General features: G+C 64.8%; 28 protein-coding genes. 11 read left to right on the forward strand and 17 right to left on the reverse strand.

What is annotated here, in order from left to right; all coding sequences use genetic code 11:
• The first annotated feature begins 92 nt into the window (after positions 1–92).
• Positions 93–227: a DUF7128 family protein gene (locus HALXA_RS22680; protein ID WP_013880488.1), complete on the forward strand. Its 135-nt coding sequence runs from the start codon at positions 93–95 to the stop codon at positions 225–227.
• A 23-nt stretch (positions 228–250) separates the two neighbouring features.
• On the opposite strand, the gene HALXA_RS11280 is transcribed toward HALXA_RS22680, so the two are convergent.
• The gene (locus HALXA_RS11280) at positions 251–496 is read right to left on the reverse strand and encodes a DUF7508 domain-containing protein (RefSeq protein WP_013880489.1); all 246 of its coding nucleotides are present in this window, start codon (positions 494–496) and stop codon (positions 251–253) included.
• A gap of 2 nt (positions 497–498) precedes the next feature.
• Positions 499–993, reverse strand: coding sequence for a DUF5796 family protein (locus HALXA_RS11285; RefSeq protein WP_013880490.1), 495 nt, complete (start codon positions 991–993; stop codon positions 499–501).
• A gap of 219 nt (positions 994–1212) precedes the next feature.
• Here HALXA_RS11285 and HALXA_RS11290 point away from each other — a divergent pair, with 219 nt between their 5' ends.
• Entirely contained in the window at positions 1213–2085 is an 873-nt protein-coding gene (locus HALXA_RS11290; protein ID WP_013880491.1) for a shikimate kinase, read from the forward strand.
• Complete coding sequence (locus HALXA_RS11295) at positions 2082–2462, forward strand: chorismate mutase (protein WP_013880492.1); 381 nt, start codon at positions 2082–2084, stop codon at positions 2460–2462. Before HALXA_RS11290 ends, HALXA_RS11295 begins: the two co-directional genes overlap by 4 nt.
• 304 nt (positions 2463–2766) lie before the next feature.
• Here the strand turns inward: HALXA_RS11295 and HALXA_RS21065 are convergent, their stop codons facing one another.
• Positions 2767–3126 (reverse strand): winged helix-turn-helix transcriptional regulator, encoded by a 360-nt coding sequence (locus HALXA_RS21065; protein ID WP_013880493.1) that lies wholly within the window; start codon positions 3124–3126, stop codon positions 2767–2769.
• A gap of 217 nt (positions 3127–3343) precedes the next feature.
• Between HALXA_RS21065 and HALXA_RS21070 the strand changes: the two genes are divergently transcribed.
• Positions 3344–4132, forward strand: a complete 789-nt coding sequence (locus HALXA_RS21070; RefSeq protein WP_148263642.1) for an NAD(P)-binding domain-containing protein — start codon at positions 3344–3346, stop codon at positions 4130–4132.
• A gap of 334 nt (positions 4133–4466) precedes the next feature.
• Here the strand turns inward: HALXA_RS21070 and HALXA_RS11300 are convergent, their stop codons facing one another.
• The 7 genes from HALXA_RS11300 to HALXA_RS11330 form a co-directional block, all read right to left on the reverse strand.
• Positions 4467–4859, reverse strand: a complete 393-nt coding sequence (locus HALXA_RS11300) for a type II toxin-antitoxin system VapC family toxin (RefSeq protein WP_013880495.1) — start codon at positions 4857–4859, stop codon at positions 4467–4469.
• The gene (locus tag HALXA_RS11305) at positions 4856–5116 is read right to left on the reverse strand and encodes an antitoxin VapB family protein (RefSeq protein WP_013880496.1); all 261 of its coding nucleotides are present in this window, start codon (positions 5114–5116) and stop codon (positions 4856–4858) included. Before HALXA_RS11305 ends, HALXA_RS11300 begins: the two co-directional genes overlap by 4 nt.
• Positions 5117–5259: 143 nt before the next feature.
• Complete coding sequence (locus HALXA_RS11310) at positions 5260–6063, reverse strand: S1C family serine protease (RefSeq protein ID WP_013880497.1); 804 nt, start codon at positions 6061–6063, stop codon at positions 5260–5262.
• A gap of 222 nt (positions 6064–6285) precedes the next feature.
• Entirely contained in the window at positions 6286–6831 is a 546-nt protein-coding gene (locus tag HALXA_RS11315) for a hypothetical protein (protein ID WP_013880498.1), read from the reverse strand.
• Positions 6832–6858: 27 nt separating this feature from the next.
• Positions 6859–7071, reverse strand: coding sequence for a hypothetical protein (locus tag HALXA_RS11320; RefSeq protein ID WP_013880499.1), 213 nt, complete (start codon positions 7069–7071; stop codon positions 6859–6861).
• 189 nt (positions 7072–7260) lie between these two features.
• The gene (locus HALXA_RS11325; protein WP_013880500.1) at positions 7261–8070 is read right to left on the reverse strand and encodes a helix-turn-helix transcriptional regulator; all 810 of its coding nucleotides are present in this window, start codon (positions 8068–8070) and stop codon (positions 7261–7263) included.
• Positions 8071–8136: 66 nt separating this feature from the next.
• On the reverse strand, positions 8137–8952 hold the full coding sequence (locus tag HALXA_RS11330) for a hypothetical protein (protein ID WP_013880501.1): 816 nt from the start codon (positions 8950–8952) through the stop codon (positions 8137–8139).
• Between the two features lie 146 nt (positions 8953–9098).
• Here HALXA_RS11330 and HALXA_RS22490 point away from each other — a divergent pair, with 146 nt between their 5' ends.
• On the forward strand, positions 9099–9683 hold the full coding sequence (locus tag HALXA_RS22490) for a hypothetical protein (RefSeq protein WP_013880502.1): 585 nt from the start codon (positions 9099–9101) through the stop codon (positions 9681–9683).
• Positions 9684–9701: 18 nt separating this feature from the next.
• Here the strand turns inward: HALXA_RS22490 and HALXA_RS11340 are convergent, their stop codons facing one another.
• The 3 genes from HALXA_RS11340 to HALXA_RS11350 form a co-directional block, all read right to left on the reverse strand.
• Positions 9702–10079: a universal stress protein gene (locus HALXA_RS11340; RefSeq protein WP_013880503.1), complete on the reverse strand. Its 378-nt coding sequence runs from the start codon at positions 10077–10079 to the stop codon at positions 9702–9704.
• 377 nt (positions 10080–10456) lie between these two features.
• A complete protein-coding gene (locus HALXA_RS11345) occupies positions 10457–10765 on the reverse strand; it encodes a DUF7521 family protein (protein ID WP_013880504.1) in 309 nt (102 codons plus the stop codon).
• A complete protein-coding gene (locus HALXA_RS11350) occupies positions 10762–11109 on the reverse strand; it encodes an ArsR/SmtB family transcription factor (RefSeq protein WP_013880505.1) in 348 nt (115 codons plus the stop codon). The genes HALXA_RS11345 and HALXA_RS11350 overlap by 4 nt, the downstream gene beginning before the upstream one ends.
• Positions 11110–11363: 254 nt before the next feature.
• Here HALXA_RS11350 and HALXA_RS11355 point away from each other — a divergent pair, with 254 nt between their 5' ends.
• The 3 genes from HALXA_RS11355 to HALXA_RS11365 all read left to right on the forward strand — a co-directional run bounded on the left by HALXA_RS11355 (position 11364) and on the right by HALXA_RS11365 (position 14794).
• On the forward strand, positions 11364–11993 hold the full coding sequence (locus HALXA_RS11355) for a metal-dependent hydrolase (RefSeq protein ID WP_013880506.1): 630 nt from the start codon (positions 11364–11366) through the stop codon (positions 11991–11993).
• A 345-nt stretch (positions 11994–12338) separates the two neighbouring features.
• The gene (locus HALXA_RS11360; protein ID WP_013880507.1) at positions 12339–13442 is read left to right on the forward strand and encodes a polysaccharide deacetylase family protein; all 1104 of its coding nucleotides are present in this window, start codon (positions 12339–12341) and stop codon (positions 13440–13442) included.
• Positions 13439–14794, forward strand: coding sequence for a PGF-pre-PGF domain-containing protein (locus tag HALXA_RS11365; RefSeq protein WP_013880508.1), 1356 nt, complete (start codon positions 13439–13441; stop codon positions 14792–14794). Before HALXA_RS11360 ends, HALXA_RS11365 begins: the two co-directional genes overlap by 4 nt.
• Positions 14795–14860: 66 nt before the next feature.
• Here HALXA_RS11365 and HALXA_RS11370 read toward each other — a convergent pair whose 3' ends face one another.
• Complete coding sequence (locus HALXA_RS11370) at positions 14861–15853, reverse strand: hypothetical protein (RefSeq protein ID WP_013880509.1); 993 nt, start codon at positions 15851–15853, stop codon at positions 14861–14863.
• Between the two features lie 234 nt (positions 15854–16087).
• Positions 16088–17206, reverse strand: a complete 1119-nt coding sequence (locus tag HALXA_RS11375; RefSeq protein ID WP_013880510.1) for a DUF354 domain-containing protein — start codon at positions 17204–17206, stop codon at positions 16088–16090.
• 164 nt (positions 17207–17370) lie between these two features.
• Between HALXA_RS11375 and HALXA_RS11380 the strand changes: the two genes are divergently transcribed.
• From HALXA_RS11380 to HALXA_RS11390, 3 genes are all read left to right on the forward strand, one after another.
• A complete protein-coding gene (locus HALXA_RS11380) occupies positions 17371–18672 on the forward strand; it encodes a hypothetical protein (RefSeq protein WP_013880511.1) in 1302 nt (433 codons plus the stop codon).
• Complete coding sequence (locus HALXA_RS11385; protein WP_013880512.1) at positions 18669–19907, forward strand: glycosyltransferase; 1239 nt, start codon at positions 18669–18671, stop codon at positions 19905–19907. The genes HALXA_RS11380 and HALXA_RS11385 overlap by 4 nt, the downstream gene beginning before the upstream one ends.
• Before the next feature lie 210 nt (positions 19908–20117).
• On the forward strand, positions 20118–21137 hold the full coding sequence (locus HALXA_RS11390; protein WP_013880513.1) for a GNAT family N-acetyltransferase: 1020 nt from the start codon (positions 20118–20120) through the stop codon (positions 21135–21137).
• 73 nt (positions 21138–21210) lie between these two features.
• Here HALXA_RS11390 and HALXA_RS11395 read toward each other — a convergent pair whose 3' ends face one another.
• Together HALXA_RS11395 and HALXA_RS11400 are read right to left on the reverse strand one after the other, a co-directional pair.
• Positions 21211–23196, reverse strand: coding sequence for a hypothetical protein (locus tag HALXA_RS11395; protein ID WP_013880514.1), 1986 nt, complete (start codon positions 23194–23196; stop codon positions 21211–21213).
• A 320-nt stretch (positions 23197–23516) separates the two neighbouring features.
• Positions 23517–25052: a flippase gene (locus HALXA_RS11400; RefSeq protein ID WP_013880515.1), complete on the reverse strand. Its 1536-nt coding sequence runs from the start codon at positions 25050–25052 to the stop codon at positions 23517–23519.
• Between the last annotated feature and the right edge of the window lie 109 nt (positions 25053–25161).

The following is a 25161-nucleotide window of genomic DNA, read 5'->3' on the forward strand; positions in this document are numbered from 1 at the left end:
CGGCGTCACATCGCCTTGGACGCCGCCACGAGCGTTCCCGTCCCGTTCCACTCGGAGAAACGCATTTGGGCGTTCCCGTCGCACCGTGTGGTATGGTCGTCCAGACCGAGCGCGACGACGCCACCTGGTACGAGTGCGAAACCTGCGGGTTGCTCTTCGACGAGAAGTCGGACGCAACCGAACACGAGAAGCACTGCGACGGCTCCGACCCGTCGTACATTCAGTAACCAGTACGCCCGGCCGCGGCGGACTACTCGAGGCGCTCGCGGTGCTCCGCCGCGACCTCTCGGGCCTGCTCGCGGGTGTGCGTCGCCGTCCAGCGGACGCGCGCGGCGTCGCCGTAGGCGAGCGCAGTCTTGAGTTCGTCCCGCAGGATGCCGTGATCGACCGAGATCACGGTCCCGGAGCCGTCGCCGAGTTCGTAGACGCCGGGTTTGTCGGGGGCGCTCGAGACCGTCTTTCGGTCGAGGTCGCGCCAGGGTTTGCTGAGCGGCATGCTTACTCGTTCGCTCGGTCGTCGTCGGCGTCGTTCGCGTCGGCCTCGTCTTCACTCTCGTCGTCGACTTCGCCCTCCGCAACCAGTTCGTACGCGTGTTCGCTCAACTCGTCCTCCGCGAAGATGAACACGCGGCCGTCGACGACCTCGAGGTCCGCCTCGACGCGGATCGAGTACGCCTCCGTCGTGACGGTCACGCCCGGGAACAGTACCTCCTCGTCGTCGGCCTCGAGCATGACCCGGCCGACGCCGGTCGACTCGAGGATCTCGTCGTGGGTGTCCCGGTCGTTGACGTAGGTCATCACGCCCTCGAGGCCGTCGGGGTCGGTGACGAGGACGTGGACGTCCTTGCCCGGCGGCGTCGTGATGGACTCCGCGACGGGCTTCGGCGGCCCGTGGTAGAACACGTCCCGGCCGTCGAGGTACTCGACGACGATGCCGCCCTCGACGAAGTCGACGCCGATCGTGCTGGGTGCGACGTTGCTGCGCTCGCTCATTGGGAAGACGTTCGGCCGGAGTTCGGAAAAGCGGTGCGTTCCGCCGGCCCGCCATCGCTCTCGTCCCGCTGGGCCGGGGAGCCGATCGAATCGCGCCAGCGGCGCTCGAAGCGGAGCCTCTCGAGCCGACCGGACGACGAAGTCGATCAACAGCTTTGCGAATTGGCAACCCCCGTCGAGACCGTCAGCCGTAAATAGCCGCTTTGAGAGTGTACCCGTATGGACGGCCGCGCCGTTGCCCCCGCAGCCGGGACGGTTCTCAACGCGCTCGCGACCGGAGTCGGCTCCGCGTTCGCGATCGACCTCGAGACGACAGCGAGCGTCGAACTCACCGACGACGGCGAGTACGTCGGCGAGGTCGACGGCCAACCCGACGCCGACACGACGCTCGTCGAGCGCTGCGCCGAATTCGCGATCGACGAGTACGCCGAACGAGCGGGCTTAGATCCCGACAAAGTTGGCGCCCGCGTGCGAACCGAGAGCGAGGTGCCGATGGCCTCCGGCCTCAAGAGTTCCAGCGCCGCAGCCAACGCGACGGTGCTCGCGACGCTCGACGCCCTCGAGATCGCCGAATCAGTGGAGCGCGTCGAGGCCTGCCGACTCGGCGTCCGGGCGGCCCGCGACGCGGGTGTGACGGTCACCGGCGCGTTCGACGACGCCAGCGCGAGCATGCTCGGCGGCGTCACCGTCACCGACAACCGCGGCGACGAACTGCTCGCCCGCGGAGAAATCGAGTGGTCGGCGCTGGTCTACACGCCCCCCGAGCGGGCCTACAGCGCCGACACCGACGTCTCGGCCTGCGAGCGCGTCGCACCGATGGCGAAACTGGTCGAGGAACTCGCGCTCGAGGGCCGCTACGGCGAGGCGATGACCGTCAACGGCTTCGCCTTCTGCGGCGCCTTAGAGTTCTCGACCGGCCCGATGATCGACGCCCTGCCCGACGTGGCCGGCGTCTCGCTGTCGGGGACCGGACCGAGCTACGTCGCCGTCGGCGACGAGGACACGCTCGAAACAGTTCAGGAGCGGTGGGCCGATCGCGACGGAACGACACGATTACTGGAAACGCGAACGGACGGAACACAAGTACAATGACTCGAGAGTCAGCGACCGACGGGAACGGAAGCGGGAACGGAGCCGACGAGGAATCGGAGCCACGAACGCCGGACGAGATGAGCCTCGACGAACTGCGCGAGGAAATCCAGACGATCGACCGCGAGATCGTCGAGCTGATCGCCCAGCGAACCTACGTCGCGGACACGATCGCGCAGGTCAAAGAAGAGCAGGGCCTGCCGACGACCGACGAGAAGCAGGAACAGCAGGTCATGGAGCGAGCGGGCGAGAACGCCGAGCAGTTCGATGTCGATGCGAATCTGGTGAAGGCGATCTTCCGACTGTTGATCGAACTGAACAAGATAGAGCAAAATCACCATATCCGAAGCGAAAACGACACACAGTGGGAGGACGAGTAAACTGAAGAACAGACGAAATCTACTGCTATTATAAAAAGGCAGTATATGAGTAGTAGATAGTAATCCAGTTTCTTTATCCATTTCAAGTGACCAATCCAAGACGGTCGAATCGTTACATAGAGATGCGTATTGACTGCCAAGGTACCTACCAATTTTAGATAGTGCCGCCGAGTCGTGCTGAATGCAGAGCGTATATTCAGCAATATAATCTATCAGCGGCTGAAGAAATAGTCAGATCTATTTCAGATGTTATTATATTTACTTCCGACAGGTCTCAACTAATGGCTTTGTGAACTACTGAATCTCAGGAACACTCAAGTTGATCCGATCCGTGCCGTTCCATCCATATCTCTAGTCCTCGAAAAACTGGCGTGAGATCGTTTACCATTTCTGTTTCTTCGTATTCTACTCGTGGAGGAATTTCGTCGTACTGTGTACGTTCAAGAAACCCAACTTCGACAAGTTCATCGAGTCGTCGAGAGAGAGTATTCGGCGAAAGTTCGAGCGAATCTTGGAGTTCGCCGAAACGGATCGACTGCTTGTCTGTAGTGACAATTTCATTGAGGATTGCTAAGGTATGTGCCTTCCCGAGAAGTGAGAAGAGCGTACTCTCATCAACCCCTTCGCCCCGTTTTGACCCTTGACTTCCTTCGCCCTCGCTCATAGCACCACTACGAAATTCGTAGTAATAGATGTTCCGAAGAGCTGTATCCTCAGTTGAGGATACTACAAGAGGAGCGAGCCACGTACTTCAGGTTTCAATTGAGACGGGTATGGATTGATAAGTTGATCCCTCACTTCCACTCTCGGTAGTAGCAACCAGACTCCTAACTTGGTAGCTTTTCACGTCCCCACTCATAGGCTGGAACGGAAGACCATTGATGAAAATCGGAATGATTGGCGCAGGGAATGTCGGGAGTACAGCCGCTCAGAACTTCGTTGAAGCAGGCCACGAGGTTATGATTAGTAATTCTCGGGGGCCAGAAACACTCACCGATCTCGTTGACGATCTGGGAAGCAACGCTCATGCGGGGACCGTCTCTGAGGCAGCCGATTTCGGCGAAGTCGTCATGGAGGCGATTCCGTTCAATGCATACAAATCCCTCCCTGCGGACACTCTCGGTGATAAGATCGTTATCAGTGCCTCAAATTATTATCCGGGACGTGACGGACTAACCGACGTAGGGAAGACACATACGGACCTCGTTGCGGATCATCTCGAAGACTCAAGAGTGGTCAAGGCATTCAATTCTATTTATTGGGAAAACCTCCGAGACGGACAACGGCTCGAGGCCGATCCGGATGACCGTTTTGCGATATTTATCGCTGGGGATGATGATGAGGCGAAAAGTGTAGTTTCGAGTCTTATCGAAGATATTGGATTCACTCCTGTGGATACAGGTCTACTTACTGAGGGAGGCCGTCACATAGAACCGGGTTCGCCGATCTATACTGGCTCACTGACCGCGAGTGAGGCACGGACGCGGTTAGCGGCACTCAAAGCGACTGTGGCTGCATATGAAAACGGCTACTACAGTCCCTCGCAGGAAGTCACAATCCAAGAACTAGCTGATGAATTAGACATGAGTGAAGAGTCGCTCTCAGAACATCTTCGTCGGGGGACAGAACAACTCATCAGTCAATATCTTAAGTCATTCCCCTTTAGTTAAGACTCACAAGCTCTACGGTTGGTGTCTATGCCGTCCTGGGGTTTTCTCATCAAGTTCTTTTAGGGTTTGCCGGTCAGCAGTGACGAGCAATTTTCCACTCTAGACGAGTAGAATCAAGGAGATACATCGAACGCGGTGAAGATTACTGGTTACGCTGGTATAGAATAGTACAAAAATATGGGGGATTGTGACTGAATTATATTGCTACCATCAGTAAAAACGGCTCGGACTTTGCTAAGATAGAACTGAAATACCAGATTCAGATATATCCTCTATCTGAACAAGGTAGAACAAAGAGAGAACCGGTAACAGCTACTCTACCGGATTATTTCCACTAGTACGACCGTACTTCGAGGTCATCGACGCGGTTGAAATGTTCGGTATTTCTCGTGATAATCGGCTCATCGTTCAGGAGGGCAGTTGCTGCGATAATACAATCCTCCCGCTCGAGCTGCTTGCCGCCGTTGATTAGTTCACCGGAGAGTTTCCCGGCTTTTCGCATTACGGTTTGGTCGGCACTTACTACGTGCTTCGTTTCCAGTACGTCGAGGATACGTTCTCGTTTCGTTTCTGGCACTTGTGAACGGGCGACACCCTCGTAGAGTTCGAGCACCGTTACGGAGGGTACTTTCTGTGGCCGTGATTCCTTCTCAACGATGTCGAGAAGCCGTTTTGCGTTTTCGTCTCCACGTAATAGGTCGATGATAAATGATGTATCCTGAATCATTCCGCCTTCCCGTTACCAACTGCTTCGTCTAGCTCCGCTGTGAGGCGGTCGCTCCGTTCTCTCGAGCGAGTTCGCCCCTCCTCGATAGCGCTTTCGAGGTCCGAAGCCTCCTCCTCGGAGAGGATACCTGCGACTTCATTCCACGACCGTTCTCCTGCGAGTCGTTTGACGGTTTCACTGAAGCTCTCCCCTTCTTTCTTCCGAGCCTTCAACCGCTCGTAGGCTTCTTCGTCGAGTGAAATCGTTTTCGTCGCCATCGTAGTACACAGCACTACATGCATGCTCAAAAAGTATGGCGTATAGATCGTGCTCGTCGCCGGTAGACAGATCGGTTAAAGAAGCGACGAGAATACGGAACCCGGAAGCCGCGTCGCGGGAAGTTCGGCCCTGGTTTCGGCACCTACGTCCACGTCTCGACCGATTCCAGCAACGTACTAATCGGGGTGCTCGTCGTGAGTTCCTCGAGTTCCGGAAACTCCGCGTACAAGTCGTCGGATTTCGAATAGTCCTTCCCGTCGTCCGGCCCCGTCGTCGTTCCGCTGACTACGCCGACGACGTCGCCCTCGAGCGTCAGTAACGGGCCGCCGCTGTTTCCCTGCGACGTCGGAACCGTCGAGAGCAGCCACTCGCTGGCCGCCGGGTGGTCTTCGTAGCGTCCGATCGACATTATCCAGTCGCCGTACCGCCCGGGGTGGCCGATCGTCACCAGCGGATCGCCGTCGCTGAGCGCCGACTCGTCGCCGGTCGAAAGCCCCGAGAGTCCGTTCGAATCGGTCTGGACCAGCGCGACGTCCGGAATCATATCCTGGTGATACCCCACGCGCGTCGCACCGGCGGTTTCTCCGTCGAACGTTTCGATCGTGAACGACCGCCCGTCGATGACGACGTGCGAGTTCGTCACGATGTAGCCCTGCGCCGCATCGAGGACCCAGCCGGTTCCGGTGGAGCCGTTCGATCCGCGGACGATCACGACGGCATCGCGGGCGGCTTTCGCCGTCGTTTCCGCGCGCTCGAAGACGTCCGTCGAGAACCCGGTGGCCGTGTTCGATCGGTTCGAATCCGGCTCCGTCGGCTCGTCGATCGAGTCGCCCGTCGTGTCGGTCGAGTCGCCCGTCGCGTCGTCGAGGCTCGCACAACCTGCGAGTCCCGCAGCGAGCCCCGTCGCGGTGACTTCGAGCACGCTTCGCCGCGATCGCCGATCCATGGCGGATTTGGCGAGTGGACCGGTAAATAGATTCTTGCCGTCTTCGACGGTTCGGCCGGCGCCGACCTCGAGCCTCGAGGCTTGCCGCGCGACGGGATCGACTCGAGCCCGAGCAGCGGTTCTCGTACCGGTGCCGCTCTGATAAGTTCGGATTGGGGCCGACGAGCAGCTGCAGTCACCGCGCGAAATAGTCGGACGGTCGTGAGTGCCGTCGCGACGTCTTCACGCCCGCTTGGACGTCTTCTCGCTCGAGTCCACCGCCTGCGGATCGGACCGCAGCCCCAGGTACGCCACGCCGGCGCCGATCACGAACACGATCGTCGCGAGGTAGATCGGGCCGAGGTGCGTCGCCCAGTTGTGCGCGAACAGGTCCATGTAGTGCATCGGCAGCGCGATCGCCAGGCCGACGACGGCGGTGACGACGGCCGCAGCCCACGCCCACAGCAGGCCGCTGCGAACCCCGTACCACGCCAGCGCGGTCACCGCGATTCCCGTCGCGATGATGAACGCTGCAGTGGCGACGTGGAGGTGGTTGATGTAGTGCATGATCGCCGGATCGATCGCGTCGAGGTCCGCCGGCGTGACCCCGTTGAGCGTCGCGACGCCGAGCTCGAAGCCGCTCCCGAAGAAGGTTCGGGCCAGGAAGACGACGCCGTAGCCGACGAAGGCGACGCCCGCGAGCGCCATCAGGAGCGCTCCCGTTCGCACCCCGCGTCCGGGCTCGTAGTCAGTCTCGCGGCGGTCGATGGTTGCTTGCTCTGTGCTCATAATTGGTCGCGTTCAGTTTGCGTCGATTCAGACCTCGACGTCGGTCATGTGTTGCTCCTCGATCTCCTCGAGCGAGTACTCCTTTCCGTGCTGTTCGCTGACGTGGTCGCGCGTGATCTCCAGCAGTCGGTCCTTGTCGTCCGCCTCGGTTCGCATGAGGAAGACGCACCCCGACACTTCGGTGTCGCACGCTACCTGCACGGCTGTTCTCCCCTCGTCTCGCTGTTGTTCGGTAGTCATCGTTCGGACGCCTCCGCCAAGAGACGCTACGCGCCGCCGACGCATGGAGGCACCTCGTGACGGTCGTGCACCGGGCGGGCCCGTTGCAGCCGATGACCGCTCGTCACGGGCTGCAACGCTCGAGACGGACCGAACCCTCGTCGCTCGAAACGAGCCGACCACTCGGTAACGACGGTTACAGTATCACCATCACCCCGCAGTCGGCTCGAGGGCGAGCGGCCGCGCCTCTTGACGGTAGGCTTCGAACGTCGATTCCGCCCACTCGCGCGCCGCCGGCGAATCGGTATCGACCAGGACGCGAACCGTTCCGGTGGTCCGATCGCAGCAACTGATCGCGATCCGGTCGTCGAAGATGCTCACCCCGTACGGCGGCACGTCGTCGTGCAATCGAACCGTGAGATTGCCGCTCTCGAGGGGTGCGGCGCAGTGGTCCCGGTAGGTCGAGCGGACGTATCCGGCGGCGCTCGGCGGGTCGATGATCTCCGCCTCCATGCCGTCGAGGATCCGCCGTCGAAGGTCGTCCCTGCAGGGCTCGAGCAACCCGACGTCGGGGCCGACGAACCGAAACCGAGTCGTCGAGCGCAGCAGCGACGCGAATCGGTTCACCGGCCGGTACGGCGCGTCGACGTCGGCGACCGTCACGACCGCGTCGCGGACCATCTCGACGGTGAACCCGTGGTCCGCCGACGGGAGCCACCGCCAGATATCCCGGAACTGCCGCTCGGTAGCGAACCGGTCGAGCAGGTCCCGTAACCCCGTCGCGACGAACGCGCCGAGCGGCGTCGCCTCGTACCGATCGCCGGCTCTGTTGATCCAGTTGCGCTCCTCGAAGGCGCGCAGAATCCGGCTGATCGTGGACGCCGACGCTCCGGTCCGCGCCCGAAGGTCGGCGCGCGTCCGCGGCCGCTCGGCGAGCGCGTCGAGTACGGCGACGCGGTGTTCCGATCGGACGAGGAATTCGACGTCCTCGAGCGGCCCGGATGTGGTATTTGGTAGCATACAACATGTACGCGCAGTCGGCCTATAGCTGTTCGGTCCGCGAGGGCCGCGCTGGTCGTGCGCGGCTCAGATGATCACTTCGTCGGCGGGGAGGTACTCTCGTTCCGTTCGTCGTGCTTCCGTCCCCGCTTCGACGAGCGTCGACTCGGTCACCTCGTCCGCGAACCGGTCTCGATCCGGGTCGACGCGCTCGAGCATCGACGTGAACGTCGTGCCGCGGTGGCCGCCCGCCCCGACGATACCGCCGTACTTGCGCTCCTCGAACGACGTCTCGTCCGGGTTCGGAAACGCCTCCCGAATGCGCTTGGCGGTCTCCCTGATGTACTCGGCCGCCCGTCGCTGCGAGTGCTGACTGTCCGCGTAGAACGCCTCGGCGTGCTCGTCGCACAGATCTTCGGTGAGGTGGTGCGGCGATTCGTAGCGGACCGACTCGGGGGTCGTGTAGCCGCTGGCGAACCGAATGTTCACCGTGAAGCTATCGGGGTAGCGCAGAATGAGCGGGAAGAAGGTAAGCTCCGAGACGGTCGTTCGCTGCTGGATCCGCCAGAGCCCCTCGACGTAGTACGCGGTGAGCCGTCCGATCCGATCGTCGCGGTCGCCGCGGTAGTACGCCATCGCGACCGCCTCGTAGTTCTCGCCCGCGATGCGGCGACAGCGACGCTCGAACGTGTCGGCCAGCCGCTCGAACTCGGTCTCGTGGGCGTCGAGCAACGGCACGTCGGGATCGGCGAGCAAGTCCGCGCGCTGCTCGCGCGCATCGGCCACGGCCGTCATGTGCTCGTGGAACGCGCGCTCGGCCTCGAGGTCGGGGAGCGGCGTGCGAACCGCTCGCTGGTGGAGCACCCGCGTCTCGGCGTTAAATCGGCGGTGGGTGCCGGTCATTCGAGACACTGTTCGGCCCGGTGAGTCTTAATTACGGGTCCTTCGGCGAGGTTCGCCACGAGCGAGCCGTCCGACGTATCACCGTTGGTTACAGTAATCGAACGCCGGAAAATGATTGATACGGGGAGTCGGGAAACACGGGGACGATGGCTACGGTTCACTGGAATCGAAGTTCGACGGCGGGTCGCGCGATTCGATCGCGAACGGCTCGACTCGAGCGTCGGGTCCTCGGTCGCACGGTTCGCAGCGTCCGAGCGGCGAGACTCGCGGACGGCGCGAATCGGCGACGGCGGGAACGAGCAACGGTACGCAATCGATCGCCGGATTCGACGCTCCGAACTGACGGCGGCAGCGAGCAGTCCGGCACCGACGAGACGGCGACGATCGAATTTCTCGACCGCGAAACGGTGCGGATCGTCGGCGACCTCGAGGAGACCATCCTCTCGCTGTTCTGGTGGGACGAGTCGGGCCGCGTCGGGACGATAACGGAGCCGATCGGCGGCGTCGACGGCGAACGGACCGTCACCGTCGCCGAGGCGTTCCCCGAGCAGACGTTCGCCTCCGGTCCGGTCGTCACCGGCGTCGAGGGATTCACGACCCCGGGACCGTCGGTTCCGGGTACCGGCGACGTCGCCGCCTCGAATCCCGACCTCGAGAATCACGTCGAGGCCGTCCGCGACGAGTACGCGGACGCCGGCGAGCTCGAGGATCCGTTCCCCGACGCGAGTTGAGTCGTCCCGCTCGCGCGGTTAGAGCTCCGGGACCGGAACGACCACGACCGGACGCGTCGCCGCCTCGAGGACGGCCTGCGCCGTCGACCCGAGGGCCGCGGTCGCGTCCGGATTGCCGCTGCGGGCGCCGACGACGAGTTCGTCGGCGTCGATTTCGTCGGCAACGTCGGGGAGGACCGAGGCGGGATCGCCGTCTCGGACGTCCGTTTCGACGGTACCGACGGTTGCGAGGCGAACCGGGGCGACGTTGAGCGCCTCTCGGGCGTCCTGTCGGGCCGTCTCGTCGTCGACGGCGGCGACGACCGTCACCGAGTCGTCGCTCGTCGCTCGACCGTCCAGGTAGTCACAGATCGCCGCGGTCGTGTGTACGGAGTCGGTGCCGACCAGATACTGCATATCGGCTGCAGGAAGCCCAGTACCAAGAACGCGGCGCCGAAAACGTCCGGCGGCGGGGCGTTTTCCGACCGAGAAAACGCGCTTGCACCACTAATACGGTAGCGTCGAAAGGAGTGCGTGGGGACGTGATCGGTCCGATCGCGTCCCGCCGATCCCCACTGCCCGATCCCGGATCGAACGACACTCGCCCTCCCCTCTCCACCGCCGTTTCCCGCGGCTCGCGTTGGGTCGTTCGATCCGCCTGCCACCCTCGAAGCGGTCCTCCCCCTTCGTCCGCATCCAGTCCGCGTTCGCTTCGGCCCTCACGGTCGTGATCGCTCGCGCGAACACGTCCGGTTCGTTCGTGTTCTCCGGCCGGTCTCAACGTGTCGTCGATCTCAATGCTGGCCGTACAGCGAGTACATAATCGCGAGCAGCCCGAAGAGCCGGCTCACGTTCTCGAGGAAGGCCGTCACGATCTGCTCGAGGTCGGTCACGGTCGTAATCACGACGTTCACGAGGAACGGACAGAGCGTCAGCAACAACAAGCCGCCGGCGAGGTAGAGCATCGAGGGCGCGTCGTTGCGACGGTAACCCCGGTAGGCCTGGTAGGCGATGAGCGTCCCGAAGATGGCGACGAGAAAGAGGCTCGCGACGGTCAGGAGTTCGAACAGCGTCGCCTCGTCGAGCCGGACGGGGGCGCTCATCGCATCCCCTCCCACATTCGCGTGAACTTGTCCGCGACGTCTTCGTCGCGATACGATACCTCGAGGTCGAACGTCCCGTCTTCCAGCGAGAGTTCCAGGTGATCGAGGTTCGCGCTGTAGACGCTGTAGTGGTTCCCGTCGGGTGCGAGCTCCGTCTCTTCGGTGACGAGGCGACACGCTTCGAGGCGATCGAGCCGACGATATATCGTCGGCAAGGACGCATCACACCGGTCGCTCAAAGTACTGGCAGACATGGGTTCGACGCTCGTATGGGTGAGGATCTCCCGCGCGTACTCGTCGTCGAGGACTGCGAGCACCGTCGACAGGTCAGTCTCCTCACTCACTGGTAGCTGAATCGTTCTGGTACTGATATGAAAAGCAGTCCGGTTTTTCTGACCCAGAAAACACGGACCGTTTCGGGGCCGGCGGGGGTTTCCCGGCAAGACGGACCGGTGAACTCGAGGCGGTATGCGGTCGTTACCGACGGCCGATCACGACGGACGGAAGTGGCAATCGGGCCTCGTAACCGCCGCGGATCGCGACCGGGCGGCGGATATCACGCCCATAACTAACCCGGTCGGGCGGCTGTCGTACCCTGATGTGGCCATGGGAGCACGCGATCGTCGGCTACCTCGTCTACTCGCTCGTGAGTCGCCTCTACTACCGGGAGTCGCCGGACGGGCCCGAAGCGCTGGCGGCCGTGGTCGCGTCGGTGCTTCCCGACGTCGTCGACAAACCGCTGGCCTGGGAACTCGAGGTGTTCGAGACGGGATACGCGCTCGGGCACTCGATTTTCTTCGCGGTGCCGCTCGGGATCGCGGCCGGGCTCCTTACACGCTCGCTCGGACGGACGCGAGCGGGCGTCGCGTTCGCGATCGGCTACCTCCTGCACCTCCCTTCGGACATTCTCGACGGGTACCTCCGCGGTGGCGTCGTATACCCCGAGATCGTCCTCTGGCCCGTCGCGACGGTGCCGACGCGGAGTCGAGCGCAGGGGCTTTTCGACCAGTTCTTCGAGTTCTTCGCCCGGTATCGCGACGAGTTGGTAGCCGGTGATCTCTCGACGTATCGAACGGTCCAGATCGCGCTCGCAGTCGGCGCGGTGCTCGTCTGGCTGGCCGACGGTGCGCCCGTCCTCCGGGAGTGTCTTGCGGGTGTGAAACGCCTGGTCCTCGGACTCGGCGGGCGGAACGACCGCTCGAAGGCCGGTCCCGGCAATCGGGAGTAGGCGATCGGCCGGTCGCCATTTTGGGTCGCGATCGTCGTTCGAGTTCCAGTTGCGCCGATCGGTATCAGTCGCCGTTACGGACTTCGAATAAATCCGTAATGTCGTCATTTACTATCGTATCGGTGCCGGTGAGAGTGACAGTGGAATGAGCGATACGATCCGGCGATATCGTCCCTCGAGCCGCGACCGGAGGGCGCCGCTGCGATCCCGTCCCCGCTGTAGCCGTTCGAGACGTCGACGGGGACGGCGACCGGCGGACCCGCAGCGACCGCCCTCGAGCGACGGTACCGTCACCGCCGACGACGCGACCGACGGAGCGACCGGGGCGACCCGGTTGATAGACGGATGACCGACGCGAACCGAACGGAGCGGCGCTCCCGGCCGACGGCTGCCGGGAGCCGAGACGGGACCGGCGCGGTCGAGGACCCGGTCCAGCGGAGCACGCGCGTCGAGGAGGTCCCCCGCGACGCCGAGTTCGCCCTCTGTCTGACCCACGACGTCGACCGGCCGTACAAGGGGGTCCGATCGCTGTACTACGCGACCCAGGAGCGACCGGGCTACCACCTCGGAACCGCCCTCTCGGGGTCGAACCCCTACTGGCAGTTCGAGGAGATCATGCGCCTCGAGGCCGAGCTGGGCGTGCGGTCGGCCTTCTACTTCCTGAACGAGCAGCACCTGCTGGCCGACCGGCCCGCGCGGGAGTGGCTCTCGCCGGCCAACTGGGTGCAGCACCTGGGACGGTACGACGTCACCGCCGACGAGATCGTCGACGTGATTCGCGCGCTCGACGACGGCGGCTGGGAGGTCGGCATGCACGGCTCGTACCACTCCGCGGACGACCCGGAGCGGCTGCGCGAGGAGAAAGCGACGCTCGAGAGCGTTCTCGGCGGGCCGATCGCCGGCGGCCGCCAGCACCACCTGCGGCTGACGGTGCCCGAGACGTGGGAGTATCACCGCGAGATGGGGCTGCAGTACGACGCGAGCCTCGGTTCGCCGACGGAGTGTGGCTTCCACGAGGGGTACCACCCGCTGCGGCCCTTCGACGACGAGTTCCTCGTCTTCCCGCTGACGATCATGGACCAGGCGCTGCCGGATCCCGCGGCGAACCCCGACGCCGCGCGCCGGACCTGCGAGCGACTGCTGCTCGAGGCGGCGAACCACGGCGCCACGATGACGGTTCTCTGGCACCCGCGCTTCTTCAACGAGCGGGAGTTCCCGGGCCACCGGGAGCTCTACCGCTGGGTCGTCGAGCGGGCGCTGGATCTGGGCGGGTGGGTCGGCTCGCCCGGCGCGTTCTGCGACGCGCTCGAGGACGGGCGGACGACGGCGACTGGTGACGACGCGACCGCGACGGCGGGCGTCGAACCGTCCGACGTCGAAACCGAACCCGGCCTCGAGGACGAGCCGGCGGAGGCAGCGCAGCCGTCGACCGTGCGGGGTGAACCATGACGCCGCGCGCTCGGTCGGTCGCCGCCCTCCTGATGACCGTCCTGCTGGTCTGCAGCAGCGTCGGGGTCGCGGCGGCGCAGTCGCCTGCGACGCCCCAAGAAGGGCCGGCGGTGAACGCGCAGATGCAGTCGGCCGACTCCTACGTCGTCGAGCAGGGTGATATGTGCCGACAGATTCAGCCGCTCTCGACCAACGGCACGGTCGGGGCGTTCTACGACTACCGGAACCACGAAACACACCCCGAAGGCGTCGATCGACTTTACAGTTCGTACGGAACGACCCATCTGCAGGAGGAGAACACGAGCGCCCTCTTCCTCCACCGCGGGACCGACGGCGTGAGTCTCGTCGCCGTTCACGGCCGCCTCGAGGGCGAGACGGCCGGCGGCGTCGCCTCGTTCGACATCGTCGGCGTGCCAAACGAGACCGAGTGGGTCGTCCAGGACGACCTGTACGACGGCGAGTCGAACATGGCCCAGTGGCACCGCGGCGACGGCTGGATCGGCGCGGACTGGATCTGGAGCGAGTCCCGCACCGACGGCGGCGCGATCCGGGGCGGGCTCAACGGCGAGTTCGCCCTGACGGTGCAGCCGGCGTTCAACGAGGAATCGCCGTTCTACGAGAACGAGAGCCTCTACGACCCGGACTTCTACGGGAACGGGACGGTCGAGGACTGGGAGGTTCTCTCCGGCGACGCCGACGACCCCGAGCGGTCGTCGCTCTCGCTCGAGGAGCCGGTGACGATCCGAACCGGCACCTGCGACGACCCCTCCGTCACGTACGAGCGCACCGACGGCGGCATCGCCGCGACGATCGACGGCGCGACGGCGGACGATCAGGTCGCCCTGCAGCCGACCAGCGGGACGAACGAGAACGTCACGTTCGAGCGCGTCGCCGTCTCCGGCCTCGACGACGCCGGGTCCGTGACGTTCGCGAACGAGCGGCCCGAGGGGCTACTCGCGTCGCCCGAGGGGGTCGACTCGCTGTCGCACCTGACGATGGACGGCGACTCGAGCGTGGACGCCTCGGCGACCGTCACGTTCAGCGTCAACGCCGCCCTGCTCGAGGAACGCGGCCTCGAGCCCGACGATGTTGCGCTCTACGAGGCCGACAACGAGAGCGGCGAGTGGACGCAGGTCGAGACGACCGTGGCCGAGGAATCGGCGACCGAGTACCGGTACACCGCGGAAGTCGCGTCGCTCGAGGCGGTGACGGTCGCGGAATCGCGGACGGACCCGGATACCGGCGACTCGAGTTCGATGCCCGGCTTCGAGATCGGCGCGACCCTCGGCGCCCTCGCGGCGCTGACCGCGCTGTGGGCCACTCGAGGTCGAGGGCGCGAACGCGATCGGTGACGTCGATCGGCCGCTGCGGACGGCCGCGCTCGCGGTCTCGAGCGCGAAGCGCCGCGGAGCGACGTCTTATTCCCCCCAGTCGATGAGGGGCGCTCGCTCCGACTCGTGGAGGACGAACGGGCCGATCGCTCCCGATTCCTTCGCGATCGAGGCCGTCCGAAGGACGTACGCCGTGAAGATGAAAAACGGGATCAACGCGATCGTTACGCCGCCGTTGATGAGCCAGACGATGGCGGGAACGCCGAGTACCGTCCCCGACACGATCTCGGGTTTCAAGTAGAGCGCGGCGTAGATCGAGAGGATGAGCGCCGGAATACCCGTGACGAGAATCCGTCGGGAGAGGTTGACCAGCTCCCACTGGAGGTAGTGGGCCTTGAAGAACTCCTCCGCCGGCCCGAACAGCTGTAAGATGTCGACCAGGTCGTCGATCGCCGCCCGCGTCTCGTCGTCGATGCTCTCCTGGTGTTCCCAGTACAGTCGGCGCACGAGGTAGATCTTCCACGAGTAGTTGTACGAGAGGGCGGCCCGCATGATCGTGAACTCCCCGAAGGGGGCGTCTTCTAACTCGTCGGTGATCTCGTCGGCGCTCGCGGCGATCCGGTCGACGAGCTGATCGACCCGTTCCCGAAGAAGTCGATCGTCGTTCCCGTCTACGGCCTCCCGAACCGCCCTGGCCCGATCGACGCTCGTGTTGATGAGCGTGCTCAGGAACCGCTCGGGCTCCGGGGGGCCGGTCCACTGAAACTCCCGCTCGGAGTCCTTCCTGAACGCCATCGATTTGTCCATCCGCTCGCGCTGTCGGCCGAGCGACCCGAACTCCTCGGAGAGGACGAGCTGGTTGATCGAGACGACGAGCGTCATTCCGGTGATGAGAACGCCGACGAGGGTCTGAAACAGGGTCTCGATCGTGTCTCCGTCGGCCAGTATCGACTCGAGGGGGATATCGAGCGCGCTGAAGACCGTCAGGAGACCGAAACAGGCGACGGTCAGGACCCCCGTAACGGTCAACCGGTTCGCGCTGAACAGGAACCAGTCCCGGATCGAGTTCCCGTCATCCATCGTCGATCGGACGTGCTAGCGACCCGTGGGGGGAGGACGGTTCGACGGTCATCTCTCGAGCGAACGGAGGTCTCACAGCCGTATAATAGGACGTGCGCTCGATAGCTTGCAGCGGGGACCGAACCGCCGATAGCGCCCCGAAATAGCCGATCGACGGAATCGGCTCGACGCTCGAGGGAACCGCGAGATCGCACCGTCTCGAGTCGAGCGAGTCGAACAGCAAGACGAGCCGTCTCAGTCGCCGCCGACGCCGACCGAGCGCTCGAGTTCGGCCGGCTGTCGCTGGCCGAACTGGGCGAGGGCGTCGAGCCCGTCGACGCGGCCGCGTGCGGTCGCCACGTCGACGATCAGTTCGGTGAGGTTCACCGTGTCCGCGAGGAAGGCGTTGCGCCGGCGCTGCCACTTCTCGTCGACGTCGTCGGACCGGAGCAGCGGCACCGCGCGGTCGACGATCGCGTCGGCCGAGGCCACGTTGTGAATCAGGCCCTGCTCCTCGAGCGCGACGAAGTTGCCCATGTCGTCGTCGCCGACGAAGGAGTTCGAGCGGATCGCCGGCGTGCCCAGCAGTGCAGCCTCGGTGACCATCGTCTGGGTGTCGGCGACCAACAATTCGGCTTCGGCGAGGGCGTCGTGCATCAGCGCGGGGTGGAGATCGAACGGCCGCGCCGGCAGCCCCTCGAGGTCGGCCTCGCCGCTCTCGTCGGAGACGAGCACCGTCGCATCCTCGCCGAGGCGCTCGACGATCCGGCGGCGATCGTCGGCCGTGAGCCCCCGCTTGCCGACGTCGTGTTGCGAGCCGAAGGCGTTGAGCCGGAGGATGACGTAGGGTTCGTCGGCCCCGAGCTCGAGGCGGTCGCGGATCGACGGGTTCGGCTCGTAGATTTCGGGGTGGAGGTACGCACACTCCTTGAAGCCGGGGAAGACGTAGTGGTTCCGACCCAGATTCTTCCGGAAGGTGTCGGGCGTGAGGACGGCGCGGGCGAACGGCGTCGAGATCGTGTGGTCGAACGACGCCGGCTCCGAGTCGATGAGCAGGACCGTCGGCGTCCGCAGGACGGCGCCGGTGTGGGCCGCGTAGCCGCCCATGCCGAAGACGAGATCGGGATCGAAGCGCCGCGCCTGCGTGATCGCGCGCGCGTAGTGGGCCGGCAGGCGGCTCAAGAGCGACCCCTTCGAGGTGTCGCAGGCCCCGTACACCGCGTACGGGAGCTCGTACCACTCGAGGAGATCGACCGTGCAGGTGTAGTCGCGAGCGAGCACGAGCACCTCGTGGCCGCGGTCGCGCAGCCGCCGGACGGCGTGTTTGTACAGATGGACGTGTGCCGGGGTGTTCGTGAAAAACAGGTACTTCATGCTGGAAGGCACCGTATCGTGAACGGTGCCCCGTCGACGGGGTTTGTTATCTAGCTCGTACCGACTGTAACGCGAAGCGGGAAGGTCAGCAGTCGGACCCTTGGCCGCGAACCGGGGCGGTAACAGCCGTATAATAATAGGACGACTCGGCGAGGATCCCGTCAATGCAGTCGCAAGGACTTCACGTGCCGGACGATCGGGCAGAGACGGGATCGCGCGTTCGGGACGTCGATCGGTACGTCTCCGCGCTCGATTCGATGCTCGCGTACGCGCGCCGGCGGGACTACATCGGGCCGGATTACGGCGACGGGATGAGCAGCCAACTCCTGCAGGCGCTGCCCGTCGAGAACCGGTTTCTCAATCTGGTCGTTCAGGAGACCGTCAAGCGCGCGCCGATCGACGTCAGGCCGCTCTTTCGCGTCGAACAGCGGCGCAACTACATGGGGGCGGCGCTGTTTTCGATCGCGAATCTGAACTACTACGACCTCCTGCAGGCGCGGGGCCAGCGCACCGACCCCGGCTTCGACCCGCTCGGCGAGGCCGAGCGGCTGGCCGAGTGGCTCCTCGAGGAGAGCCTCTCCGGCTACAGCGGCTTCTGCGGCGGGCATCGACACGAGATCCAGCACCTCCACACGAAGGGCGTGCCGAGCGATCCCGACATCGTTTCGACCTCGTGCGCGGTCAAGGCGCTCCTGCGGGTCGCCGAACACGAGGGGCGAGAGGAGTACGCCGAGATCGCGCGGACGGCGGTCGACTTCATGGTCGAGGACCTGAACTACCGCGAGGTCGAGGAGGGCGCGAAGATCGACTACCACCTCAACCACCCGGAGGACTCCTACACGATCAACGCGGCCGCGCTCGGCGCGCAGATGCTCGTCGACCTCTACGAGTACTTCGGCGACGAGGAACTCCGCGAGCGTGCGACGAAAATTTTCGACCACATCGCGGCCAACCAGACCGACCGCGGCGGCTGGCCCTACCGGCTCCCGGCGGACGCGTCGCACCTCTCGATGGACAACCACCACAACGGGTTCGTCATCGAATCCTTCCAGCGCTACCGCGAGGTCGTCGACGAGGGCCGGTACGCCGACACCCTCGAGGACGCAGTAGAGTTCTACCGCGAGGAACTGTTCGAACTCGACGGCGCGCCGAACTTCGACGAGGAGAGCGCCTACCCCCGCGACATCCACGCCAGTACGCAGGGCATTCTGGTCTTCACCCGCGAGGGCGACCTCGAGTTCGCCGAGCGGATTCTCCGCTGGGTGCTCGCGAACATGCAGGTCGAGGGCGAGGAAGGGCGGTTCTACTACCGCAAGTACCGGCACCACACCAAGCGCGTGACGCTGATGCGGTGGTGTCAGGGCTGGATGTCCTACGCGACCTCGGAGTTCCTGCTGGCGTGTCTCGAGGACGACGCTGACGCCGACACCGAGGCCGAGGACCGCGCCGAACCCCTGGAAATATGAGCGAAACGACTGCCGAACGGACGGCTGGAACGGACGCGCCGGCCTCGAGCGACGGCGCTGGACCGACCGACGCGGACGGGGGTGCCGACTCGACCGCTGGTCGCGGCGAGACGTCGTCGCCGGCCGATTCCAGAGCACGCTGGCGACGTCCGATCCCGGACGAGGCCGACGAAGACGAACACGACGACGCTCGCGTGCTCGTGATCACCGGGCTCTCGCACAAGAACGAGCGCCACTACGGCCCGCTCGCGGACGTCGCCGGCGAGACGACGCTCGTCTGTCTCGAGCCCGAGCGCGCGATCGACGACGCCGAGTACGTGCAGGTGCCGGAGATCGGGCCGCGACTCCTGCGGGTCCTCCTGCTGTTCTTCGTGGCCCTCTACGAGGGGTACCGCAACGAGTACGACGCCGTCGCGTCGATCTCGCTGCTGCCGTACGGGCTCTACGCGCTCGCGCTGAAGGCCGTCTACGGCTATCCGGCGCACCTGGGAATCATCGGCATCGACCTCGACCACCACGCTCGGCAGTGGTACGGCGCCGGACCGCGCTGGGCGTTCAGGCAGTTCGACGCGATCTCGGTCCCCGGCTCCGCCCACGCCCGTGAACTCGTCCGAATGGGCGTCCCCGAGGAGCGCATCGAGATCCTGACGAACGCGATCGACGTCGACACCTACCACCCGATTCCGGCGGACATCGACGCCGAGTACGACTTCGTCTGGCTCGGCCGCTTCAGCGCGGAGAAAGACCCCATCCTGTTCGTGAGGGCGCTCGCCCAACTCGAGGCCGACGGCCGCGACTTTCAGGCGGCGATGGTCGGCACTGGCTCCGATCGAACGGCGGTCATCGACGAAATCGCCGCACGTGGCCTCGAGGACCGCATCGATCTGCCGGGCTGGGTCGACGACCCGCTGTCGTACTACCGGCGCTCGGACGCCTTCGTGCTCACCTCGCGGCGCGACGCGCTGCCGCTGGCGATGCTCGAGGCGATGGCGTCGGGCCTCGCGCCGATCGTTCCGCGAGTCGGCTCGGTTCCGGACGTCGTCACCGATGGCGAGAACGGGATCGTCGTTCCCGACCGGACGCCGGCGGCGTTCGCCAGGGCGATGGCCCGGTGTCTCGACGATCCGGGCTACCGGGCGGACCTCGCGGACGCCGCGCCGGCGGTCCGCGACGAGTTCGAGATGGACGAGGCGAGCGAGGACTGGCGGCGGATCCTCTCGACGCTCGCGGGCTAGCGCCTGCGTGCTCTCCGTAGCGCCGTTCCGCTCGGTTCGGCCGCCGTCGCGTGCTCACTTCCGTTTCCGAACTCGAGTCCTCGAATTCCTACCCGATCGATCGGCACTCGCCGTCGCTCGGTTCGCGCGTCCCTTAGAGACAGTTCCGCGGCCGTTACCGTCCGGTAGCAGCGTGATAACAAAACGAATAGTCGTCGCAGGCAGACACACATGGACATCGAACGACTGACGCTCGCCGAGTGGGGCGAGGCGCTGCCCCGGTCCGGGTTCGAGGTGTTCCACGACCCCGACGCGCTGACCGTGCTCGACGCCCACACCGACGCCGAGATGCGCCTCTACGGCGCGTTCAAGGGACAGCAGGCGGTCGGCCTTCTCCCCGTCTTCGTCGACGAGAAGTCCGTCGGCCGCACCGTCTTCTCGCCGCCCGTCTCGCTTGGGGTCCCCCGCTTGGGGCCGATCATCAACCCGAACAGCCCGAAGCGCCGCAAGTGGGAACGGATCAACAGCGAACTCGCCGAGGCCGTCGCCGCCGACCTCGAGACCGACAAGCGCTCGACGCTGTTCCGGATGACCTGCCCGGTCGGCTACGACGATCCCCGTCCCTACAACTGGAACGGCTTCACCACGGAGCCGAAGTTCACCTACGTCGTCGACCTCGAGGGCTGTTCGGACGTCGAGGACGCGATGTCGGGGTTCAGCAAGAGCCTCCGCAACGAGATGCGCCGCTACGACGATCTCGACCTGACGATCGAGCAGGAGGGGATCGATTCGGCGATGCGGATCTACGAGGACGTCGTCGTCCAGTACGAAGAGTACGACGACACCGCGCCGATGACCGAACCCTTCCTCCGCGATCTGCTCTCGTCGCTCGACGACGACCGCTGGCGGGTCTACGTCGCCCGGACGCCGGACGGCGAGTACAAGAGCGGCATCATCACGCTGTTCTCGAACGATCTGGCCTACTACTGGCAGGGCGGCGTCGTCGCGTCCTACGAGCACGTCAGCGTCAACAACCTCCTCCACCGGGTCATCCTCGAGGACATCGTCACCGATCCGGAACTCGAGTCGGTGACGGGGTACGATCTGGTCGGCGCGAACACCGAACGGCTCTGCGAGTACAAGGGGAAGTTCAACGGCGAACTCCGGCCCTACTACGCGGTCGAATCGGAGGGGCTCGAGATGACGCTCGCGAAGTCCGTCTACAGCACCGTGAGCGGCTCGCTGAAGTGAGCCTCGAGTAGTCGCATTCAGTCTCCCCGCCGAAAACGAAGCGAACGAACGGGTCGATTTTCGAACCGCGGCGTTATCGAGCGTCGTACTCGACGTCGACGAGCGCGTCCCCGTTCAGCCAGAAGTCCGTGATGTTGCCGCTGAACCAGTAGGCGTCCTTCGAGCCGTCGACGGAACCCTCGACCGCGGTGCTGTCGACGCTGTCGCCGTCGTCGATCGTCGCGTCCTGGTAGCTCGCCTTCTCGACCGATCCGGAGACCTCGAACCGATACCGGGCCGATTCACCGGTCTCGGTTGCGTCGATGACGAGCGCGTTCGACGGCTGATCCTCGGAGTCGTCCTCGTTTTCGTCGTTCTCGTCGTTCTCGTCGTCTTCGTCGCCGTCGTCACCGGAGGTTGCATCGATGACCTCCTCGACGGACAGCTCCTCGCCGTCGAGTTCGACCCACATCACGTCGGGCTGGTCGATGTCGATCGACGTGACAGGACCCGAGACGCGGAAGGCGTCGCCGTAGCCGCCGCCGGTAAGTCCGCTGACGCGGTACGTGCCGTCCGACTCTTCGATCGTGTCGTTGCCGTTGCCGCCGATACTCCCGCCGGAGGGGCTCTCGTAGTCGGCCTCGGCCAGTTCGACGGCCCCCTCGGCCGTGAACTCGTACTCGGCGTACCTGGCGTCGGCGTCGGTCACGAACGCGAGCAGGTGGTCGCTTTCCTCGCTCTCGTCTTCGTCGCCGTTGTCGCTGTCGTCATCGGACGTGGCTTCGATGACCTCCTCGACGGACATCTCCTCGCCGTCGAGTTCCACCCACATCACGTCGGGCTGGTCGATGTCGATCGACGTCACGGGACCGGCGACGCGGAAGGCGTCACCGTAGCCGCCGCCGGTGAGTCCGCTCACGCGGGCCGTGCCGTCCGACTCCTCGACGGAGTCGTTACCGTTGGCGCCGATGGAGCGACCGGACGGGCTCTCGTAGTCGGCCTCGGCGAGTTCGACGGCCCCCTCGGCCGTGAACTCGTACTCCGCGTTCCGCGCGCTGGGGTCGGTGACGAACGCGAGCAGGTGGCCCTCGAGTTCCTCGTCGTCCTCGCCGTCCTCGTCGGGTTCGTCCCCGTTGCTCGGCGGGGACGGACTGACGCCGCCGCTGCCGCCGCCCGAGGCGGCCTCCTCCGCCGAGAGCGGCACGCCTTCGACCTCCTCGGGGGAGGTGCGCTGCGGTGAACCCGCGGACGAGCCGTCGATCGAGCCCGAGTGAACGTGTTCCGTCTCGTAGCGGACGTTCTCGAGTCGCGGTCTGGCGTCGTCCCGCCAGTGGCCGTCGCCGACGCGGATGTCGCCGAGGTTCGAGTCGGAGAAGTCGCAGTCGACGACTTTCGGTGAGTTGTAGAACGCCCAGAAGCCGCAGTCGGAGCCGACGGAGACGCAGTTCTCGACGCGGCTGCCGTCGGTTCCCACGCGGAACGAGGAGGCGACGCAGTCGGCCGCGTAGCTGTTGGTGATGATCACGTCGCCGCCGCCGCCACCGCCGCTTGGGTGGGAGGAGAGGTCTCCCGGCGAACTGCCGTAGATCGCGTTGTCGGGCATGTCCTGGATGTTGACGTTGTTGATCCGGATCGTCCCGCTGTGGGCGTTCGCCACGTAAATGCCCGTGGGGCCGTTCGGGTAGGAGTCGCCCGTCGCCCCGTCCGCGAAGTAGTAGTTGTCGATGACGCCGTCGCCGCTGACGATGAACGGCTCCGCCTTCGTCGTCTCGTCCCAGTTCCCGCGGATCCCGAGGTTGCGGACTTCCCAACCCGACCCGCGCGCGGAGATCTGGAATTTCGCGTTCCGCGCCGAAATGTCGATCAGCGTGTTCTCGAGCGTGTCGCCGCTCCCGAGGGAGATCGTGTGCGTTTGTCCGGCGGGGACCTCGATGACGTCGTAGTCCTCGCCGGCAGCTGCAGCGGAGCCGGCGCCGGCGACGCCGAGCGTCACCGCACTCGCGGCCGCTTTCATATAGGAGCGCCGACCGACCAGCGTTCGTTCGTCGGAATCCGAGCCAGACTCCTCGTTGGTAGTCATACACTGCGGTTCAGGAACAGTCCGTCGAAGTAAGAATCTCTTCAACTGATTAGTCTTTATAATAGGACAGTCATGATCGAGCAATCATCAGGGAAGACGAATAAACTCGCTAATGTGAATGTGAGGGAGAGCAGACGATCGGCGACAAAGTGCGGTTCAGTGGCTGCCTCGAGGCGCCAGGCGGACAAATCGGCGACGAGCGGAAGCGACGGCAGCGTCAACACTGCTCAAGCGCACACTGGCGGTAGTGGCGACGGACGGCGCGGACCCAGTGCCTTCGGAACGGAAAACAGGAAGAAACGGCGAGGGGCGTCGCGCCGTTAACTCAGTTGCGCGACGGCCCGGCGCAGATCCAGCAGGCCGCTGGTGACCGCCAGCGCGAGCCAACTGACGACGCCGAGGAGGACGATCGCGAGCAGGGAGGCGACGCTCGAGACGTAGGGCAAGCCGAGCACGACGATCAGGGACATGCCGCCTGCGATACTGCAGACGGTCAGGGCCGTCCGGAAGAGCGACCGGAGCGGGAGGGACAGTTCGGAGTGGATGAGGTAGATGTTGATTCCGACCATGATCGCGTAGCTGATCACCGTCGACAGCGCCGCGCCGACGACGCCGATCGTCGGCAGGAGGACCAGGTTGAGAACGAAGTTGAGCGCCGCCGTTCCGCCCTTCGAAAGCGCCCTGTGGCGGGCGCGTCCGAGGAAATCGAGCGCGTCGTCGGTGATCTTGTTGATCGACTGGAGGACGACGAACGCCGCGAGCACCTGCACGATCGGAATCGCGCCGAGATAGCCGTCGCCGAAGACGTATCGGACAGCAGGATCCGCAACCAAGGCGATCCCGGCGGCGGCGGGGACGTAGAAGAGCAGGTTGTACTCGAACGTCGTATGGTAGATCTCGGCGGCCCGCTCGAGGTTGTCGCTGGACTTCGATTCGCCGTAGGCGGGCGCGAGCGCGAACCCGAGCGAGCTCGCGGGCGCCGTCACGAACTCGGTCAGTTGCTTGGCCAGGGTGTAGTACCCGACGGCGACGGGGGAGAGGATCGCCCCGACGAGCACGATGTCGACGCGCTTGTAGAGGATCGACGCGGCGCCGGTGACGGTGAGCGGGAGGCTGTACTCGAAGATGCGGCGGGTGAGGTTCTCGGTCTCGTCGGCGTCGTCACTCCCGGCCGACGAGGCTCCCTCCCCATCGGTCGACCCGGTCGCGGCCGTCTCACCGGTCGCGTTCCAATCGGCGCCCGACACCCACCGGTAGAGGACGGTCAGCCCGAGCGTCGCGCTCAGCGCGTAGCCGACGACGTAGCCGAACAGCGCCCCGGCGACGCCGAACCCGAGCGCGAGCAGCGACAGGACGGACGCGAGGATGCCGAGGTTCGCGACGATCAACAGCAGCGCGCTCCAGGAGACGCGGTTGAAGCCCTGACAGAGGAAGTACCCGAACGAGTGGAGCGTCCGGGCGACGATAAAGAGGAATCCGATCGTGAGCAGCCAGACCAGGTCGGGCTCGCCGAACTGCGCGGCGATCGGCCCGCGGAACGCGAGGACCGTCCCCGCGACGACCGCGATCGCGATCACGTTGAACGTCAGCGCGCGGCGGACGATGAACGGAATCTTCGACGGATCCGTCTCGCGGAACTCGGTGACGTACCGCGCGGCCGACTTGGCGAACCCCATCCGGCTGAAGAAAATCGCCACGCTGCAGATCGAAATCGCCAGGTACAGCAGGCCGTACTCCTCCGTCGTCAGGAAGACGTTCGTCAAGAGGAGCACGAGCAGGCCGTTGACGCCGACTTCGACGACCTTGGCGGCCAGATTCGCCTTGAACCCGCTGACGAGCTTGTCGGTTTCGGGCATCGATTTACGACCCGTCGGCGGTCGGTCTCGACTCGAGGGCATCACTGTGCGGTTCGATTCGGGGGAGGGCTCGACAGGAATCTGGTACCGTCGGTCCGCCGCCGAGCCA

It is taken from the genome of Halopiger xanaduensis SH-6, assembly GCF_000217715.1.
In the GTDB taxonomy this organism is placed as follows: domain Archaea; phylum Halobacteriota; class Halobacteria; order Halobacteriales; family Natrialbaceae; genus Halopiger; species Halopiger xanaduensis.